Origin of the sequence: Streptomyces sp. NBC_01351, from assembly GCF_036237315.1 — a bacterium.
Taxonomy (GTDB): domain Bacteria; phylum Actinomycetota; class Actinomycetes; order Streptomycetales; family Streptomycetaceae; genus Streptomyces.
In genome coordinates, this window is the sequence record NZ_CP108356.1 from 3,551,731 (window position 1) to 3,568,917 (window position 17,187).

The 17,187-nt window shown below is 71.8% G+C and carries 17 protein-coding genes; 10 read left to right on the forward strand and 7 right to left on the reverse strand.

The features are described from left to right. Positions 1-538 precede the first annotated feature (538 nt). The 5 genes from OG625_RS16065 to OG625_RS16085 all read left to right on the forward strand — a co-directional run bounded on the left by OG625_RS16065 (position 539) and on the right by OG625_RS16085 (position 5,144). The gene (locus tag OG625_RS16065; protein ID WP_329380925.1) at positions 539-1,027 is read left to right on the forward strand and encodes a hypothetical protein; all 489 of its coding nucleotides are present in this window, start codon (positions 539-541) and stop codon (positions 1,025-1,027) included. Next, positions 1,024-2,871, forward strand: coding sequence for a peptidoglycan-binding protein (locus OG625_RS16070; protein ID WP_329380927.1), 1,848 nt, complete (start codon positions 1,024-1,026; stop codon positions 2,869-2,871). The genes OG625_RS16065 and OG625_RS16070 overlap by 4 nt, the downstream gene beginning before the upstream one ends. A gap of 71 nt (positions 2,872-2,942) precedes the next feature. Continuing rightward, a complete protein-coding gene (locus OG625_RS16075; RefSeq protein ID WP_329390708.1) occupies positions 2,943-3,599 on the forward strand; it encodes an ABC transporter ATP-binding protein in 657 nt (218 codons plus the stop codon). Further along, positions 3,596-4,828 carry an ABC transporter permease gene (locus OG625_RS16080; protein ID WP_329380929.1) on the forward strand — a complete coding sequence of 411 codons (1,233 nt, stop codon included), beginning with the start codon at positions 3,596-3,598 and terminating at the stop codon, positions 4,826-4,828. The genes OG625_RS16075 and OG625_RS16080 overlap by 4 nt, the downstream gene beginning before the upstream one ends. 52 nt (positions 4,829-4,880) lie before the next feature. Beyond that, the gene (locus OG625_RS16085) at positions 4,881-5,144 is read left to right on the forward strand and encodes a hypothetical protein (protein WP_329380931.1); all 264 of its coding nucleotides are present in this window, start codon (positions 4,881-4,883) and stop codon (positions 5,142-5,144) included. A gap of 3 nt (positions 5,145-5,147) precedes the next feature. On the opposite strand, the gene OG625_RS16090 is transcribed toward OG625_RS16085, so the two are convergent. Further along, positions 5,148-6,431: a geranylgeranyl reductase family protein gene (locus tag OG625_RS16090; RefSeq protein WP_329380933.1), complete on the reverse strand. Its 1,284-nt coding sequence runs from the start codon at positions 6,429-6,431 to the stop codon at positions 5,148-5,150. 103 nt (positions 6,432-6,534) lie between these two features. Here OG625_RS16090 and OG625_RS16095 point away from each other — a divergent pair, with 103 nt between their 5' ends. After that, positions 6,535-7,065, forward strand: a complete 531-nt coding sequence (locus tag OG625_RS16095; protein ID WP_329380934.1) for a GNAT family N-acetyltransferase — start codon at positions 6,535-6,537, stop codon at positions 7,063-7,065. Positions 7,066-7,149: 84 nt separating this feature from the next. Beyond that, entirely contained in the window at positions 7,150-8,412 is a 1,263-nt protein-coding gene (locus tag OG625_RS16100; RefSeq protein ID WP_329380936.1) for a hypothetical protein, read from the forward strand. Here OG625_RS16100 and OG625_RS16105 read toward each other — a convergent pair. Together OG625_RS16105 and OG625_RS16110 are read right to left on the reverse strand one after the other, a co-directional pair. Further along, entirely contained in the window at positions 8,409-9,320 is a 912-nt protein-coding gene (locus tag OG625_RS16105) for a glutaminase (protein ID WP_329380938.1), read from the reverse strand. The genes OG625_RS16100 and OG625_RS16105 overlap by 4 nt on opposite strands. A 23-nt stretch (positions 9,321-9,343) precedes the next feature. Further along, positions 9,344-10,036 (reverse strand): demethylmenaquinone methyltransferase, encoded by a 693-nt coding sequence (locus OG625_RS16110; RefSeq protein WP_329380940.1) that lies wholly within the window; start codon positions 10,034-10,036, stop codon positions 9,344-9,346. Between the two features lie 257 nt (positions 10,037-10,293). Between OG625_RS16110 and OG625_RS16115 the strand changes: the two genes are divergently transcribed. Next, a complete protein-coding gene (locus tag OG625_RS16115) occupies positions 10,294-11,211 on the forward strand; it encodes a DUF3152 domain-containing protein (protein WP_329380942.1) in 918 nt (305 codons plus the stop codon). A gap of 11 nt (positions 11,212-11,222) precedes the next feature. After that, positions 11,223-11,621 carry a response regulator transcription factor gene (locus tag OG625_RS16120; RefSeq protein WP_329380943.1) on the forward strand — a complete coding sequence of 133 codons (399 nt, stop codon included), beginning with the start codon at positions 11,223-11,225 and terminating at the stop codon, positions 11,619-11,621. Here OG625_RS16120 and OG625_RS16125 read toward each other — a convergent pair. The 4 genes from OG625_RS16125 to OG625_RS16140 all read right to left on the reverse strand — a co-directional run bounded on the left by OG625_RS16125 (position 11,590) and on the right by OG625_RS16140 (position 16,515). Next, positions 11,590-12,288, reverse strand: a complete 699-nt coding sequence (locus OG625_RS16125) for an imidazolonepropionase-like domain-containing protein (RefSeq protein ID WP_329380945.1) — start codon at positions 12,286-12,288, stop codon at positions 11,590-11,592. The genes OG625_RS16120 and OG625_RS16125 overlap by 32 nt on opposite strands. Positions 12,289-12,301: 13 nt before the next feature. Beyond that, a complete protein-coding gene (gene mqnC, locus OG625_RS16130; RefSeq protein ID WP_329380947.1) occupies positions 12,302-13,501 on the reverse strand; it encodes a cyclic dehypoxanthinyl futalosine synthase in 1,200 nt (399 codons plus the stop codon). Between the two features lie 92 nt (positions 13,502-13,593). After that, positions 13,594-15,288, reverse strand: a complete 1,695-nt coding sequence (locus OG625_RS16135; RefSeq protein WP_329390710.1) for a serine/threonine-protein kinase — start codon at positions 15,286-15,288, stop codon at positions 13,594-13,596. A gap of 351 nt (positions 15,289-15,639) precedes the next feature. Further along, entirely contained in the window at positions 15,640-16,515 is an 876-nt protein-coding gene (locus OG625_RS16140; RefSeq protein WP_329380949.1) for a menaquinone biosynthetic enzyme MqnA/MqnD family protein, read from the reverse strand. Between the two features lie 237 nt (positions 16,516-16,752). Between OG625_RS16140 and OG625_RS16145 the strand changes: the two genes are divergently transcribed. Then, on the forward strand, positions 16,753-16,956 hold the full coding sequence (locus OG625_RS16145; protein ID WP_030012116.1) for a cold-shock protein: 204 nt from the start codon (positions 16,753-16,755) through the stop codon (positions 16,954-16,956). Positions 16,957-17,187 lie beyond the last annotated feature (231 nt).

A 17,187-nucleotide genomic window follows, 5' to 3' on the forward strand; every position in this document is an offset into this window, starting at 1 on the left:
CCCGCGCGGATTCTCGACCTCCACTTCCAGCACCCAAGGGAACCTCGACGTGCACGTACGGCATTTCATCCCCGCACTGCTCGTGTGCATTTCACTCACGGGATGAGCGAATACACCACTGTCCGCCGCCCGAGCCTCCTCTTCGCCCATCGGACCCGGGTCTGCCTCGGCGGCCTTCTCGTCGGGACGCTGCCCGAACAGGACGGTGGACGCGCTGTCGCCAAGCTGCGGCACCGGCGGCTCGCCTGTTGTGGTAACCGATGGGAATGGACGCCGCTTCTTGTTTATTCCCACATTCCCCACTGTAGAAATGGACAGTGCGGGTGATTCCACAACCGGTCCAGGCCAAGCGGGAGTTAACGGCGGCGGGGTGAATTCCCGCAAGGGCCTTCTCAGTCCATGGACCGTCAAGAAGGTTGTACTGGACAGCACTTGTCGTCATACGGGATCCCTCCATAGGATCACGAACCGCGCCCACACCCCTTCCCATCGTGCGGACGCTCCCATTCCAGATTCACACCCCGAGGGAAGCGCCAGCATGCGCAAGTACGCCACCGCCCTGTTCATAGCCGCGTCCCTCGCGCTCACTGCCTGCTCGGGTGACGGCGAGCCGAAGGCCAGTGACAGTCCTCCGCCCACCAAGGAGGACATCGCCTACCACGACTGCCTCAAGGACAACGGGGTGAAGATCACGCACACCGATTACGGTGCGCCCCGCGTGGACAAGGACGATCCCTCGGCGAAGGAGAACCTCCCGGCGGCCGCGGAGGCGTGCAAGGACAAGCTCCCGCCCATGCCCTCCCCTCAGCAGGCCGACCCGCAGGTGATCGCCGAGGCCCGAGCCGAGGCCAAGTGCCTGCGCGAGAACGGCGTGGCCTGGTTCCCGGATCCCGATCCCGTGACCGGGGACCTCAACGACCGGGCCGTGACCCCGGAGCAGATGGCCGAGCTCAAGACCCAGCACGTGGACGCCCTGAAGAAGTGCAAGACCAACCGCGGCTCCGACAACGCCGTCCTCGGCGGGTGAGCGAGCTGCAGGACGTCGTGGTGGACGTGCCCGACGGCGAGCAGGCGGACACCGGTGACGCGAAGACCCTGCCGGAGGCCGGCGGGCTCGCGCGCGGGCGACGGGTCGTGCTCGGGGTGGTCGGCGGGGCCGCACTGATGGCCATCGGCGGGTTGCTGGCCACCACGCTGGTGAAGTCCCCCGCCCAGGTGGCCGCCGAGACCGGGCCGCCCGCGCAGGGGGTGCTGACCGCGGAGGTCGAGCGGCGGGTGCTCGCGCAGAAGGTGGTGATGCGCGGGACCGTCGTCGCCGACCAGAGCGTCGAGGTGGCCCCGCAGCCCCGCTCCGCCGAGGGCGCCGGGACACCCGTGGTGACGAAGCTGCCGCTGCGGGCCGGGGACCCGGTCGCGGCCGGGCAGCTGCTGGCGGAGGTGTCCGGGCGGCCCGTGTTCACCCTCAAGGGGACCCTGCCCGTCTACCGGGACCTCAAGCCGGGCACCACCGGCGACGACGTGGCCCAGCTGCAGCAGGCGCTGCGCGAGCTCGGGCACGGCACCGGCGCCGACCCGAAGGGCGTGTTCGGGGCCGGTACGAAGACCGCGCTCGCCGCACGCTACAAGGCCATCGGCTACGACCCGCTGCCCGCCGTGGCGGACGGCGCGGAGGTGCTCAAGGCCGCGCAGGAAGCCGTACGGACGGCCGAGTGGGCCGTCGAGGACGCGAGCGGCTCCGCCGGTTCGGCGGGTACGGGCAGTGCTTCCAACGAGCCGGCACCCTCGACCGCTCCCTCGACCGCGCCCACGGACCCCGGTACGGGCAAGGGCGGGACCGCGCCGAAGCCCGGGGCCGACGCGGCCACCGGCGGCACGGGTGGGACCAGCGGTGACAACGGCCGGGCCCTCACGCGTGCCCGCCAGGCGCTCGCCGAGGCCCGGGCCAAGCTGACGGCCGCGGAAGCCGCCGACGGGCCGATGCTCCCCGCCTCCGAGACCGTCTTCCTCGGGTCCTTCCCCGCCCGGGTCAGCGCCGTCGGCGGCCGGATCGGCGGCCCCGTCTCCGGGTCGGTGCTCACCCTGTCCGCGGGGGAACTCGTCGTCGAGGCGTACCTCAAGGACGACAAGAAGCAGCTGCTGCGCGCGGGCATGTCCGTGGTGGTCTCCTCGGAGGTCGCCGGCACCGACGCCCGCGGCAAGGTCGCACTGGTGGCCACCGAGCGGTCCACCGGCGCGCAGCCGGGCCAGCAGAACGGACAGCAGGGCGGGCAGCAAGGCGCGCAGGGCGACGGCTCCCAGGGCAAGGGCGGCGGCGGCGCCGACCTCGGCTACCGGATGGTGGTACGCGCCGACCAGCCGCTGCCCGCCGGGTTCTCCGGGCAGGACGTCCGGCTGACCATCGAGTCCGCCGCCACCGACGGCGAGGCCCTCGTGGTCCCGGTCACCGCGGTCTCCGCGAGCCCGGACGGCCAGACCCTCGTCACCGCCGTCTCCACCGACGGCACGCAGCGGCGCATCCCGGTGCGCACCGGGACCAGCGGCGACGGCTACGTGGCCGTGACCCCCGTGAGGGACGGCGAACTCGCGGCCGGCGCCCGCGTCGTCATCGGCATCGCCCCGAGGGAACCGAGCCGGAAGCCGAGCCAGGGGCAGGGCCAGGGGCAGAGCGGGGGATCCGAAACGAGGGCCCTCACGGGAGCCCGAACGGAAACCGGCACCGGCACCGGCACCGGCACGGGAATCGACACCGGCGGCCACCCCGGAACCGGCACGGACACCCGCAAGGTGACCACGGCGGCTGCCGCGGCGCCCACCACAGCCGGCCGCCCGGAAACCGGCACCGGAACACCCCGCGAGGGGACCCCCACGTGAGGTTCCCCCGCCCGCGCCGCCCCCGGGGGACAGCGGCGGCTCCCGAGTCGGGCAGCGGCACCGCCCCCGTCATCGAGTTCCGCGGGGTCGGCCTCACCTACCCCGGACCACCCCCCGTCGAGGCCCTGCACCCCTGCGAACTGGTCGTGGAGCGCGGGGAGTTCATCACCGTCGTCGGACCCTCCGGCTCCGGGAAGTCCACCTTCCTCAACGTCGCCGGGCTGCTCGACTCCCCCACCAGCGGCCGGTACCTCCTCGACGGGATCGACACCGCCGCCCTCCCCGACCTGGAGCGCACCGCCCTGCGCGGCCGCCGGATCGGGTTCGTGTTCCAGTCCTTCCACCTCCTCCCCCACCGGTCCGCCCTGGAGAACGTCACCCTCGCCATGCTCTACACCGGAACACCGCGCGCGCAGCGCCTCGTACGGGCCCGCGAGGCACTCGACCAGGTCGGCCTCGGGCACCGCGCCGGCGCCGTGCCCGGGCGGCTGTCCGGCGGCGAACGCCAGCGCGTGGCCATCGCCCGCGCCCTCGTCGGACGGCCCTCGCTGCTGCTGTGCGACGAGCCCACCGGCAACCTCGACTCCGCGAACGCCTCCTCCGTACTGGGCCTGCTCGACGAACTCCACGCCTCCGGGATGACCGTGCTCGTCATCACCCACGACCCCGAAGTGGCCCGGCGCGGCGCCCGTACCGTCACCATCCACGACGGGCGGCTGCGTACGTGAGCACCGTCCAGCGGACCCGGCTGTCCGTGCGCGACGCACTCGCCGAGGCCGTCGCCGGCATGCTGCGCCGCCCCGGCCGGGCCGTGCTCACCGCCCTCGGCACCGTCCTCGGCGTCGGCAGTTTCGTGGCCGTCCTCGGTCTCACCGCCACCATCTCCTCGCAGATCGACGGCCGGTTCAACGTCCTGACCGCCACCGAGGTGACCATCGAGGACGTGTCCACCCAGCAGAACGAGTTCGCGGGACCCGGTTTCCCCTCCGACGCCGAGCAGCGGTTGCGCGCCGTCGCCGGCATCGAGCACGCCGGGGTCATGTGGACCGTACGGCTCGACTCGCGGACCACCCTCGGCGCCCTGCCCTCCGGCGGCGGGTCGGCCGGCGGGGCGTCCACCAGCGGCACGTCCGTGGTCGCCGCCTCCCCCGGAGCCGTCGCCGCCCTCGTGCCCACCCTCCAGGAGGGCCGCCTCTACGACGAGTTCTCCGAGCAGAGCCGACAGCGCGTGGTCGTCATCGGGTCCGGACTCGCGGGCCGCCTCGGCATCACCACCCTGGCCACCCGGCCCGCGCTCTACATCGGGCAGGAGCCGTTCACCGTCGCGGGGATCATCTCCGACGTGGAACGCAAGCCGGAGAACCTGCTGTCCGTGCTCGTGCCCCGGGCCACCGCCGAGGAACTGTGGGGGCAGCCCTCGCCCGGCAGCGCCGGCATGCTGATCGCCACCGAGCTCGGCGCCGCCCGCCAGGTCGCCGACCTCGCCCCGCTGGCCCTGCGCCCCGACCACCCCGAGTACCTCAAGGCCGTACCGCCGCCCGACCCGCGGATGCTGCGCTCCGGGGTCACCTCGGACCTCAGCGCGCTCTTCCTCCTGCTCGCCGGGATCTGCCTGGTCATCGGCGCGGTGGGGATCGCCAACACCACGCTCGTCGCCGTGCTGGAGCGGACCGGCGAGATCGGGCTGCGCCGGGCGCTCGGCGCCCGGGGGCGGCACGTCTCGGCCCAGTTCCTCACCGAGTCGGCGGCTTTGGGTGCGCTCGGCGGGCTGGTCGGCACCTCGCTCGGCGAGCTGACCGTGGTCGCCGTCTCCGTTGCCCGCGACTGGACCCCGGTGATCCACCCGGCCACCGTCGCCGCGGCGCCGGCCGTCGGCCTGGTCACCGGACTACTGGCCGGCCTCTATCCCGCATGGCGGGCGGCCCGCATCGAGCCGGCCGAGGCCCTGCGAAGATAGGGCCCCGCACGATCCGGCCGTTCGGCCCAGCAGTGGATGGAGGCGGCGACCCGTGAACCCGGAGCCGTACGAGGACCACGCCCCCGGCGACCCCACCGCCCTGCCCGCCGCCCTCGGCCTCGGCCTGCTCGCCGTGGGCGGCTGGCTGCTGACCACCACCCGCCCCTGGCAGAAGCCCGGCCACGCCCTCACCCTCGCACTCACCTGGACCGCCTCCGGGGCCCTGCTCATATGCGGCCTGGCCCTGCTGGCCCGCTGCGTGCGCTCCGTACACGGCGGCGGCGCCACCGACAGCGCCACCGCCCCCGAGCCGTAGCCCTCAGGCCTTGGGTGCCACCTTCGAGAGGCCGTTGATGATGCGGTCCATCGCGTCGCCGCCCGTCGGGTCGGTGAGGTTGGCCAGCATCTTCAGCGTGAACTTCATCAGCACCGGGTGGGTCAGGCCGCGCTGCGTGGCCACCTTCATCACCTTCGGGTTGCCGATCAGCTTCACGAAGGCGCGGCCCAGCGTGTAGTAGCCGCCGTAGGTCTCCTTGAGCACCTTCGGGTAGCTGTGCAGCGTCAGTTCGCGCAGCGCCGGGGTGGCCCGGGCGTGGGCCTGCACGATGACGTCGGCCGCGATCTGGCCCGACTCCATGGCGTACGCGATGCCCTCGCCGTTGAACGGGTTGACGAGCCCGCCCGCGTCACCGACCAGCAGCAGGCCCTTGGTGTAGTGCGGTTGCCGGTTGAAGGCCATCGGCAGGGCCGCGCCGCGGATCGGCTGGGTCATGTTCTCGGGGGTGTAGCCCCAGTCCTCCGGCATGGAGGCGCACCAGGCCTTGAGGACCTCGCGCCAGTCCAGCTCCTTGAAGGCGGAGGAGGAGTTGAGGATGCCGAGGCCGACGTTGGACGTACCGTCGCCCATGCCGAAGATCCAGCCGTAGCCGGGCAGCAGCCGGTCCTGCGCGCCGCGCCGGTCCCACAGCTCCAGCCAGGACTCCAGGTAGTCGTCGTCGTGCCGGGGCGAGGTGAAGTACGTACGCACCGCGACACCCATCGGCCGGTCCTCGCGCCGGTGCAGACCCATCGCGAGGGAGAGCCGCGAGGAGTTGCCGTCGGCCGCGACGACGAGCGGGGCGTGGAAGGTGACCTGGGTCTTCTCCTCGCCCAGCTTCGCCTGCACGCCGGTGATGTGCCCGGTGCGCGCGTCACGTACGGGCTCGCCGACGTTGCAGCGCTCGTACAGCCGGGCGCCGGCCTTCTGCGCCTGGCGGGCCAGGGTCTCGTCGAAGTCGTCGCGCTTGCGGACGAGTCCGTAGTCCGGGAAGGAGGCGAGTTCCGGCCAATCGAGCTGGAGCCGCTGACCGCCGCCGATGATGCGCAGGCCCTTGTTGCGGAGCCAGCCGGCCTCTTCGGAGATGTCGATGCCCATCGCCACCAGCTGCTTGGTGGCGCGCGGGGTCAGCCCGTCGCCGCAGACCTTCTCCCGGGGGAAGGCCGTCTTCTCCAGCAGCAGGACGTCCAGTCCGGCCTTGGCGAGGTAGTAGGCGGTGGTCGAGCCGGCGGGCCCGGCCCCGACGACGATCACGTCCGCGGAGTGTTCGGAGAGGGGCTCGGTCACTGCGGGGTCTCCCGAAGGCTCGATACTCGATAAAGGGTGCCCAACGGCACCGGACGTGTGCAGTCTATGCAGCGAGAGAGATCGCGATCCGAAGGGCTGCCCGATGAACACCTCGCCGACCCGGCCGCTCCCCGTCATACAGCTGCGCGTACCCACCGACGAGGACGCCTTCGCCTGGCACCGCGCCTTCGCCGACCCCGACGTCATGGAGTTCCTCGGCGGTCCCGCGGAGCTGTCCCTGTACGAAGAGTTCACCGCGCGCCAGCGCATGCACGACGCACAGCTCGGCTACTGCCTGTGGACCGTCCTGGACGGCGAGGGCGAGGTGCTCGGCTTCACCGGAGCGCAGCCGTGGCCCCGGGAGAAGGAGTGGGGCCCGGTCGGTGAGATCGAGATCGGCTGGCGCCTGGGCCGCTCCGCGTGGGGCAAGGGCTACGCGTACGCGGCCGCCCTGGCCACCTTGGACCGCGTCCGGGAGGCAGGGGTCCCGAGCGTGGTCGCGATGATCGACGAGGAGAACGCCCGCTCCAGCGCGGTCGCCGAACGCCTCGGCATGACCCTGGCGAAGCGGTTCCCCCTCCCGGGAGGCACGCGACAGGGCCGACGGTACGAACTCACGCTCACCCGGAGCTGAACAGAACCTGACCATGTCAAGGCAGGCAAATGTAGCGTCAGCCACGTCGCAGGACCTTCCCTGCCCACACTTCAGGAGCCAACGATGGACAGCGAGATCCAGCTGATCAGTGACGGCGATGGCCTGGCCGTCATCGGGCCTCCGACGGCTGTCGAACGCTTCCTCGTCTCCGAGGGCCTGCCGTCGAAGGACCTTGGGCTGCAACGGCTCGGGCCCGCCCTCGGTGCCGCGGCCGAAGCCGCACAGGCTGCTTCCGACATCGCCGCCAACTCCGGTCGCTGGGTGAAGCTGACCAAGGAGTCGGCGCACCTCGTCAACAAGCACGGGCTGAGGACGAGCTCGAAGACGGGCCTCAGCTCAGGCGTGCTGAAGGGGAACAAGGGCCAGATCAAGGGATTCGTCGAATTCGTGAAGGGGCCCGCATCGCTTCCGCCCAACCCGGCCCTCCTGGCCGGTGCCGCGGGGATGATGGCGCAGCTCGCGATGCAACAGGCCATGGAGGAGATCACCGACTATCTCGCCACGATCGTCGAGAAGCTCGACGACGTGCTCCGCGCCCAGAAGGACGCCGTGCTCGCGGACATGATCGGAGTGGACTTCGTCATCGAGGACGCCATGACCGTCCGAGAGCACGTGGGCCGGGTCTCCGAGGTCACCTGGTCGAAGGTCCAGGCCACGTCGATGACCATCGCGCGGACCCAGGCGTACGCGCTGCGCCAACTCGACGCCCTCGCGGAGAAGGTGGAGCACGAGGCCAAGATCGGCGATCTCGCCAAGACGTCCAAGGAAGCCGAGTCCAAGGTCCAGGAGTGGCTCACCGTCCTGGCCTGTTGTACCCGGCTGCAGGACGGGATCGCGGTGCTGGAACTCGACCGCGTACTGGACGCCTCCCCGGACGAGCTCGACCGGCATCGCCTCGCCCTGAGGACCGCCCGGCAGAACCGGCTGGAACGCCTCTCACGGTGCACCGAGCACCTCATGGCCCGCATGAACGCGGCCGCCGGCACGGCCAACACCAAAGTCCTGCTGCACCCGACCGCGGCCCGGAGCGTGGTGCATTCGAGCAACCACGTCGCGACCGCCGTCGTCGACTTCCAGGCGCGGCTCGGCATCGAGCGCGGTCGACAGTCGCTGGAGGCGAGACGTTGGGTGGACGCGGCCGCGGAGGCGAGGGACAAGGTGCTCGAAACAGGAGCAGAGGGCGTCGGTGTCGCCAGGCGCGTCGGTAACGAGACCCTCCACCGGGCCAGATCGGTGACGGACAGGCTTTCCACCGGGATGGCCGAGCGAGCGCTCCGTCGACGCGGAGACGAAGAAAAGACCGACCGGTCAGCCGGGACCCCCTAAAACACCGACAACCCCGTCAACGTAGTGAACCGGTCCAAGGCCGCCACGCCCGCCACCGAGTTGCCCTGCGCGTCCAGGCCCGGGCTCCAGACCGTCAGCACGCACTGGCCCGGGACGACCGCGATGATGCCGCCGCCGACGCCGCTCTTGCCCGGCAGCCCGACCCGGTAGGCGAATTCGCCCGCCGCGTCGTACGTGCCGCAGGTCAGCATCACCGCGTTGATCTGCTTGGCCTCGCTGCGCGTGAGGAGGCGGGAGCCGTCCGCGCGGAGGCCGTGGCGGGCCAGGAAGAGGCCCGCGCGGGAGAGGTCGGCGCAGCTCATTTCGATCGAGCACTGCCAGAAGTAGTGCTCCAGGAGCGCCGGTACGGGGTTGTCGATGTTGCCGTACGAGGCCATGAAGTGGGCGACGGCCGCGTTGCGGTCTCCGTGTTCCTGCTCCGAGGCCGCCACCTCCGGGTCGAAGGCGAGGGCTTCGTTTCCGCTTTCGGTGCGGAGGAAGCCCAGCAGTTCGCTGCTCGCGTCGCCCGTGAGGGTCTGGAGGCGGTCGGTGACCACGAGTGCGCCCGCGTTGATGAACGGGTTGCGCGGGATGCCGTTCTCGTACTCCAGCTGCACGAGCGAGTTGAACGGGTTGCCGGAGGGCTCCCGGCCGACCCGCTCCCACAGGCTGTCGCCGCCCTCGGCGAGGGCCAGGGCGAGGGCGAAGACCTTGGTGATCGACTGGGTGGAGAACGCGACCTGCCAGTCCCCCACCCCGTACACGCTGCCGTCGAGGTCGGCGATCGCCATCCCGAAGCGGTTCCGGTCCACCGTCGCCAGGGCCGGGATGTATTCGGCGGGAGTGCCGCTGCCGATCAGCGGGGCGATGTCGGTCGCGATCCGCCCCAGCAGGGCGTCGTAGTCCATCAGCAGCAGTCCGTAACCAGTCCTCAGCCCTTGGTCCCCCGGTGCAGCGCCACAATGCCGCCACTCAGGTTGCGCCAGGCGACCTCGGACCAGCCGGCCTTCTGCAGGAGCCCGGCGAGCGCGGGCTGGTCGGGCCACTCGCGGATGGACTCGGCGAGGTACACGTACGCGTCGGGGTTGGAGGACACCGCGCGGGCGACCGGCGGCAGGGCGCGCATCAGGTACTCGGTGTACACCGTGCGGAAGGGCGCCCAGGTGGGCTGGGAGAACTCGCAGATGACGACCCGGCCGCCGGGCTTGGTCACCCGGTACAGCTCGCGCAGGGCGGTGTCGGTGTCCTGGACGTTGCGCAGCCCGAAGGAGATCGTCACGGTGTCGAAGACGTCGTCCTTGAAGGGGAGGCGCGTCGCGTCGCCCGCCGTCAGCGGCAGCCACGGGTGCTTCTTCTTGCCCTCGCGGAGCATGCCGAGGGAGAAGTCGCAGGGGACGACGTACGCGCCGGTCGCGGCGAAGGGCAGCGAGGAGGTCGCGGTGCCCGCGGCCAGGTCGAGGACGAGGTGCCCGGGGCGCGCGGCGACCGCCTTGGCGACCTCCTTGCGCCACAGCCGGTCCTGGCCGAGGGAGAGCACGTCGTTGGTGAGGTCGTAGTTCGCCGCGACACCGTCGAACATGGAGGCGACTTCGTGCGGCTGCTTGTTCAGGGAAGCCCTTGTCACTGGCGTACGCCCCTCGGTGTGCGATGCGGATCGGCGGCTGCCCGTCCATCCTCTCAGGCCACCCATCCTCTCAGGCCCCCCGGCCCCGCGCGGCGGGGGCTCCACGACAACGCACAACTGGCCCGGAGGACAGTTCCGCCGGGGCTCCGGGGCGCGTTGACTGGGGGTCGGTGCGGCCCGGCGACGGTCACCCAATGGATCATGGGCCTGACGAGCGGCCGGATCCGTGGCGGCCGCCACGAGCAAAGGGCTTCACGATGCCGGCAGGCCATTCCACCGGTCGCTCCCACCGCAGTACCCGGGACAACCCGCGTGCCAAGCGGCGGGCGGAGCGCCGCAGGCGGCTGCGGCGTACGCTCCTCGGCTCCGCGGCGCTCGTCGCGGTGGCGGTGGGAGTGGCCGCGTACACGGCGGGCTCGCAGGACGAGGGCGCGCTCGCCGACGGCGGCCGGCAGACGGCCGGGTCCGACCAGAAGGGCGGGGAGTCCTCCGAGGCCGGGGATCCCTCCGCGCAGGGCGGCCGCCAGTCCGCCTCCCCCGCACAGCAGACGACCCCGCCCGCGTCCCCGTCGCCGAGCCCGCCCGCGCCGTCCCCCTCCGCCACCACCGCGCCCGCCCGGCCGGGGGTGTTCACGGCCTCGGCCTCCTCGGGGAAGCCGCAGGGCAAGGGGCCCGCGCGCCGCTGGCGCGTGGAGGTCGAGGAGGGCAGTGGGGTGGACCCGGATGCCGCGGCCAAGGCCATCGAGGCGATCCTCGCGGACCCTCGCGGCTGGACCCGGGACCCGGCGTACGGTTTCCAGCTCGCCGGTCCCGGCCAGCCGGTGGACTTCACCGTGAAGATCGCGACGCCGACGACCACCGACCGGCTGTGCGAGGTGGTCACCCCCGAGCTGATCGGGGAGACCAACTGCCGGGCCGGCCACACCGTCGTGGTCAACCTCAAGCGTTGGCAGGAGGGGTCTCCGCAGTTCAGCGGCCCCGTAGAGGAGTACCGGGCGCTGATCGTCAACCACGAGGTGGGGCACGAGCTCGGCCGCGAGCACGAGACCTGCCCCGGCCCGGGCAAGCCCGCGCCCGCGATGATGCAGCAGATCAAGGGTCTGCTCGGCTGCAAGGCCAACGCCTGGCCGTACAACGCGAGCGGAACTTATCTGTCGGGTCCGCGCGTCCCTTAACCGTGGAAACCTTGCGCGTCGTCAGCTTCAGCGTCCCCGGCTGGTTCCCCTCGTACGGTACGCACGTGCCGCAGGGGGCCCAGCTCACCGAGCAGGAATCGGCGGTCTTCGTCTGCCTGGCCACCGGCGCCTCCAACGCGGAGCTCGCCGATGAACTCCAACTCTCGGTCAGCACGGTGAAGTTCCACGTCGGGAACATACGGGCCAAGCTCGGCGGGATCAGCCGACTGCAGGCCTGCCTGCTCGCCGCGCTGGCGCGGGAGGGCGGCCGTGAGAACGCCGGGGACGTCCAGGCGGACCCCCAGGCGGACCCGCAGGCGGACCCGCAGGCGGACCCCCGCGACTACACCCATGCAGACGCCGACGACCGGCCGCCCCTCAGCGACGACGGTGCAGCAGCCGGCCGCTGATGACCGTGGCCACACAGGTCGTCGCGCCGAGCTCCAGCAGCGCGGCCTCGTCCGCCACCGCGAACACCGCGAAGCGGGCCGGGGCGCCGGTCTCCAGCACCCCGTAGAAGGCCTCCCCGGCGGTCTCCCGCCCCGCCAGGGGATCCAGGGACGGGGCAGTGCGTGGAGCAGCGCCCGCGGAAGCACCTGGAGAAGTGCCCGGAGCAGTGCCCTCAACGGCCGCCACCGCCGGCAGGACCGTGAGCCCCGAGCGGACCACCGCCGTGCGCACCGCCGGAACCGTGAAGCGGCCGGTGACCGCCACGACCCCGCGCGCGAGGAGCTTCTGGGTGCCGCGCCGGGCGCTGTTGCCCCAGCGCGCCTCGGTCATCTTCAGCTCTTCCAGCGCCGCCTCCCCGCTGATGGGGTCGGCGCCGAGCTCCGTGACCTCGTACGGGTCGTCCGGGTAGTACGTGCGCTCCAGCAGCTCGTCGGCGCCCCGCACCAGCAGCCCGGGGGTGAGCAGCCCGGGCCAGCGGCGGGCGCGCGCGTGCGGGTGGCGCTCGGCGAGTTCCGCGAAGGGGCCGAGCGCGGCGATCCGGTCGCCCTCGACCAGGACCGCGCCGTCGGGCAGCGGCGCGGATCCCGGTCCCGGGACGAGGAGTTCGGCGGAGTGGAGCGTACGCATCAGTTCGCACGCATCAGTTCGTCGAGATGAGCTTCAGCTCGGGGTGGGCCGTGCCGCCCTCGATGGCGGTGGAGGAGATGTGCGAGACGACGCGGTCGTCGACCGGGTCGTTCGCCGGGTCGTCGTGCACCAGCAGGTGCTCGTACGTCGTGGCGCGCTGCGCCGGGGTGCGGCCCGCCTTGCGGATCAGGTCGATGATCTCCATGCGGTTGGAGCGGTGCTTGGCACCGGCCGAGGAGACGACGTTCTCCTCCAGCATGATCGAGCCGAGGTCGTCCGCGCCGTAGTGCAGGGAGAGCTGGCCCGCCTCCTTGCCGACGGTCAGCCAGGAGCCCTGGATGTGCGCGATGTTGTCGAGGAACAGACGCGCGATCGCGATCATGCGCAGGTACTCGAAGATCGTCGCCTGCGTGCGGCCCTTGAGGTGGTTGTTCTCGGGCTGGTACGTGTACGGGATGAAGGCGCGGAAGCCGCCGGTGCGGTCCTGCGTGTCCCGGATCATCGCGATGTGCTCGATGCGCTCGGCGTTGGTCTCGCCGGTGCCCATCAGCATGGTGGAGGTGGACTCCACACCCAGCTCGTGGGCGATCTCCATGATCTCCAGCCAGCGCTCGCCGGACTCCTTGAGCGGGGCGATCGCCTTGCGCGGCCGCTCCGGCAGGAGTTCGGCGCCGGCGCCCGCGAAGGAGTCGAGGCCGGCGGCGTGGATGCGCCGGATCGCCTCGTCCACCGTCACCTTGGAGATGCGGGCCATGTGCTCGACCTCGGAGGCGCCGAGGGAGTGGATGACCAGCTGCGGGTAGGCCTGCTTGATGGCGGAGAAGTGGTGCTCGTAGTACTCGACGCCGTAGTCCGGGTGGTGCCCGCCCTGGAACATGATCTGCGTGCCACCGAGCTCCACGGTCTCCGCGCAGCGGCGCAGGATGTCGTCGAGGTCGCGCGACCAGCCCTTCTTGGTGTCCTTGGGGGCCGCGTAGAAGGCGCAGAACTTGCACGCCGTGACGCACACGTTGGTGTAGTTGATGTTCCGCTCGATGATGTACGTCGCGATGTGCTCGGTACCGGCGTAGCGGCGGCGGCGCACCGCGTCGGCCGCCTGGCCGAGTGCGTGCAGCGGCGCGTGGCGGTAGAGGTCGAGCGCCTCTTCCTTGGTGATCCGGCCCCCCGCGGCGGCACGGTCGAGGACAGACTGGAGAACGGCCTGGTCGGTCACCGGTACGTCACCTTTCGGCGGTGTGTCTGTGTCTGGGTCCGGACCGATCCAGCCTACGCCAGGGGTCCGCGGCGGCTGGGCCGAGGGGCACGTCAGGGGCTGCGGGTCAGATCGCCCTCGGGGTTTCCGGCCGGGACGTCACCCGACTTGTAGTGCAGGGTCCCGTTGGCGTTCAGGGTGAAGCCTTCGTTGGCGGAGCCGTTGGAGCAGATGCCGGGGGCCGGGTTGGGGCCGCCGGAGGTGTCGAGGACGAGCGAGCGGTCGGTGGCGGAGGCGAGCTTCCAGTCGCCGCTGCAGTCCGTGCCGAAGACGGGCAGGATCGACTTGTCCCGGCCGACGACCTCGCCGACCTTGCCGGCCTTGATGGTGATCTCGAACTCGCTGGAGACCCCCATGCGGGCGGTGGTGACGGTGCCCTTCCAGGTGCCGATGAGCTCCTTCGGGACGTCGGTACGGGTCCCGCCGGCCCCGCTCGCGCTCGGCGTGGCCGTTGGGGGCGTCGCCGCCGGGGCCGGGGTGGAGGAGGAGCCGCCGTCCGCGAGGTCCCGCTCCTTGTCCCGCTGCCCGGGCAGCAGCTCCATCCCGTACAGCCCGCCGGACAGCACGGCGAGTACGGCGGCCGCGGCGAGTACGAGGGTGCAGCTGAAGCGGCGCCCGGCAGCGGTGACACTGACCTGCCGCCCGGAGTCGGGCGCGGTTCGCGGCTGCGGCACGGCGCCTGCGCCCGGGCCCGAGCCCGAGCCCGAGCCGCCTCCGGCGGTCCCCGCGCCCCCGGTGGGCGGCGTGCCGTACGGGCCTCCGCCGGTCGCGTACGAGGGGTCGGGCGGCCCGAAGCCCTGCGCGCCCGGGTACGAGGGGGTCGTGAACGGGACCGGGCCCGACGGGACTTCCTGGGCGGGGGCGGCCTCCAGGTCGAGCAGGGCCACCGCCGCCCGGCTGGCCTGTTCCACGAGCGGCGCCGGGAGCCAGCCCGGGGCGCCCAGGGCGGGGGCCAGGGCCGACGCGAGGGCCTCGGGGGTCGGGCGGTCGGTGGGGGCCTTGGCCAGGCAGGCGCCGATCAGCTCGCGCAGCTCGCCGGGCGGGAGGGCGTCCAGCTCGGGCGGCTCGTGGACCACCTTGTAGAGGAGGGTCGCCGAGTTGTCCCCGGTGAACGGCGGCAGCCCGGTCGCGGCGAAGGCCAGTACCGCGCCGAGGGAGAACACGTCGGCCGCCCCGGTGACGCCCTTGCCGAGGATCTGCTCGGGCGACATGTAGCCGGGAGAGCCGACGGAGACCCCGGTGGAGGTGAGCGAGGCGGTGCCGTCGGTGGCCCGCGCGATCCCGAAGTCGATCAGCCGCGGCCCGTCGAGGGTGAGCATCACGTTCGACGGCTTCACGTCCCGGTGGACCAGCCCCAGCCCGTGTACGGCCACCAATGCGCGCGCCAGACCGGCCCCGATGGCCCGTACCGAGGCCTCCGGCAGGGGCCCGTGCGCGGCCAGCGCCCGGTCGAGGGAGGGACCCGCCACGTATCCGGTGGCCACCCAGGGCACGGGAGCCTCCGGGTCCGCGTCCAGCACGGGCGCGGTCCACTCGCCGCCCACCCGGCGGGCCGCCTCCACCTCGCGGCGGAAGCGGGCGCGGAACTCCTCGTCGGCGGCGAAGTGCGGGTGCACGATCTTGACGGCCACGGTCCGGCCGCCCGCGCTCCGCCCCAGGTAGACCCGGCCCATACCGCCCGCGCCGAGCCGGCCGAGCAGCCGGTACGCGCCGATGGTCCGTGGTTCGCCCGCTTCGAGCGGCTGCATCGCGTCCCCCATCCCCCGGGAAGATCCTTGGCAGCACCTTAGGCGGTCCGGCGAGATCGTTTACGCCCTGATCGCGATCCCGGCCGGGCACGCGGGCCGCTTCCGGGCCCGGCGGCCGGGCCGGCGGGGGGCTGGCGGGCATCCTCGGGGGCTGGGTGACGCTCCTCGCGTCCCTGCTGACGGTCGCCGCCGCGTTCGGGCTGCTCATCGGCGTGGCCACGCCGGCGGAGACCACCCGGCCCTGACGGCCGGCCCCCGCACTGGAGCATTCCATTCCCTTTCTGCATTCCCCTGCCACGCGCACGGAATGCGGAAAGGAATGAAATCCCCGGAAACGGCCGGTAAAGACCGTCAGGACTCCACGACCGACTCCACGACCGCCACTTCCAGGAGCTGTACGGAGACGTCCGCGGGATAGCCCGTGGTCGGTCCCGTTCGGCGCGCGAATTCCCTTACGCCGGCGAGCTGTTCCGGTCCGAAGCGGAAGTCGAGCGTGGTGAAGTAGCGCTCCAGCAGGTCGGCGTCGAAGGCCTCCCAGCGGGCCGCCTGCTCGGCGACCTTGGTGACCTCTTCGAGGGACACGTCCCGAGAGGAGAGGAAGGCCTCGTGGACCTGGCGCACGACGGCCGGCTCGCGTTCGAGGTAGTCCTTGCGGGCGGCCCAGACGGCGAAGACGAACGGCAGTCCGGTCCACTCCTTCCACATGTGCCCCAGGTCGTGCACGGTCAGCCCGAGCCGGGGCGCGTCGTGCAGGGAGGCGCGCAGGGCGGCGTCCCCGATCAGTACGGCCGCGTCCGCCTCCTGCATCATCACGCTCAGGTCGGGCGGGCAGGTGTAGTAGTCGGGCCGTACCCCGTACTGCTCGGAAAGCAGCAGCTGGGCGAGGCGTACGGACGTACGGGAGGTCGATCCGAGGGCGACTCGGGCGCCGTCGAGCTGCTCCAGCGGCACCTGCGAGACGATCACGCAGGACATGACGGGACCGTCGCAGCCGACCGCGATGTCGGGGAACGCGACGAGCTGGTCGGCGTTGCGGAGGAACTCGACGAGTGTGATCGGGGCGATGTCCAGCTCCCCCTCCACGAGCCGCTCACTGAGCTTCTCGGGGGAGTCCTTGGTCAGCTCCAGGTCCAGCAGGGTGCCGGTTCGGGCGAGCCCCCAGTAGAGGGGCAGGCAGTTCAGGAACTGAATGTGGCCGACACGGGGCCGGCTGCGATAGGCGTCCACATCGCGAGACTAGCCCCCGCGTCTCCGTCAGCCTTGAAGCGGGTCTCAAACGTCCGGGTGACGTGATCTTTCCCTCTGGTCTCGGCCGCAGGGTGCGTGCTAGGCTCGACGCAAGTTGCAGTTTGGTTTCCCTTGCAGTACGAGGCCTGCGGAGAATGTGACCCGCAGGCTTTTGTAGTTTTCAGACTTCTTAGCAGGTTCTGGAGCAGGGCGACCCTTTGGCCCATAGGAGGGCTCATGGCTACCGGAACCGTGAAGTGGTTCAACGCTGAAAAGGGCTTCGGCTTCATCGCCCAGGACGGCGGCGGCCCGGATGTCTTCGTCCACTACTCCGCGATCAACGCCTCTGGCTTCCGCTCCCTGGAGGAGAACCAGACGGTGAACTTCGACGTCACGCAGGGTCCGAAGGGCCCGCAGGCGGAGAACGTCACCCCGGCCTAGTCGCCTGGGCCAACCTAAATCGCGGGTTGGAAAGCAGTACCCAAGGAGCCCTGTCCCCCTCTGCGCAAGCAGAGAGGAACAGGGCTCCTGCCTTTTCCCTCCCGGGTGGGGTGGGGGTGGCGGGGTACGCGAAGCGGCCCGGCACCGTATGCACGGTGCCGGGCCGCTTCGCGTAGGCGCGGGCCGGCCTGCGGTCCGGGGCCGGAGGCCAGCCGCCTCGGGCCCGGGCCT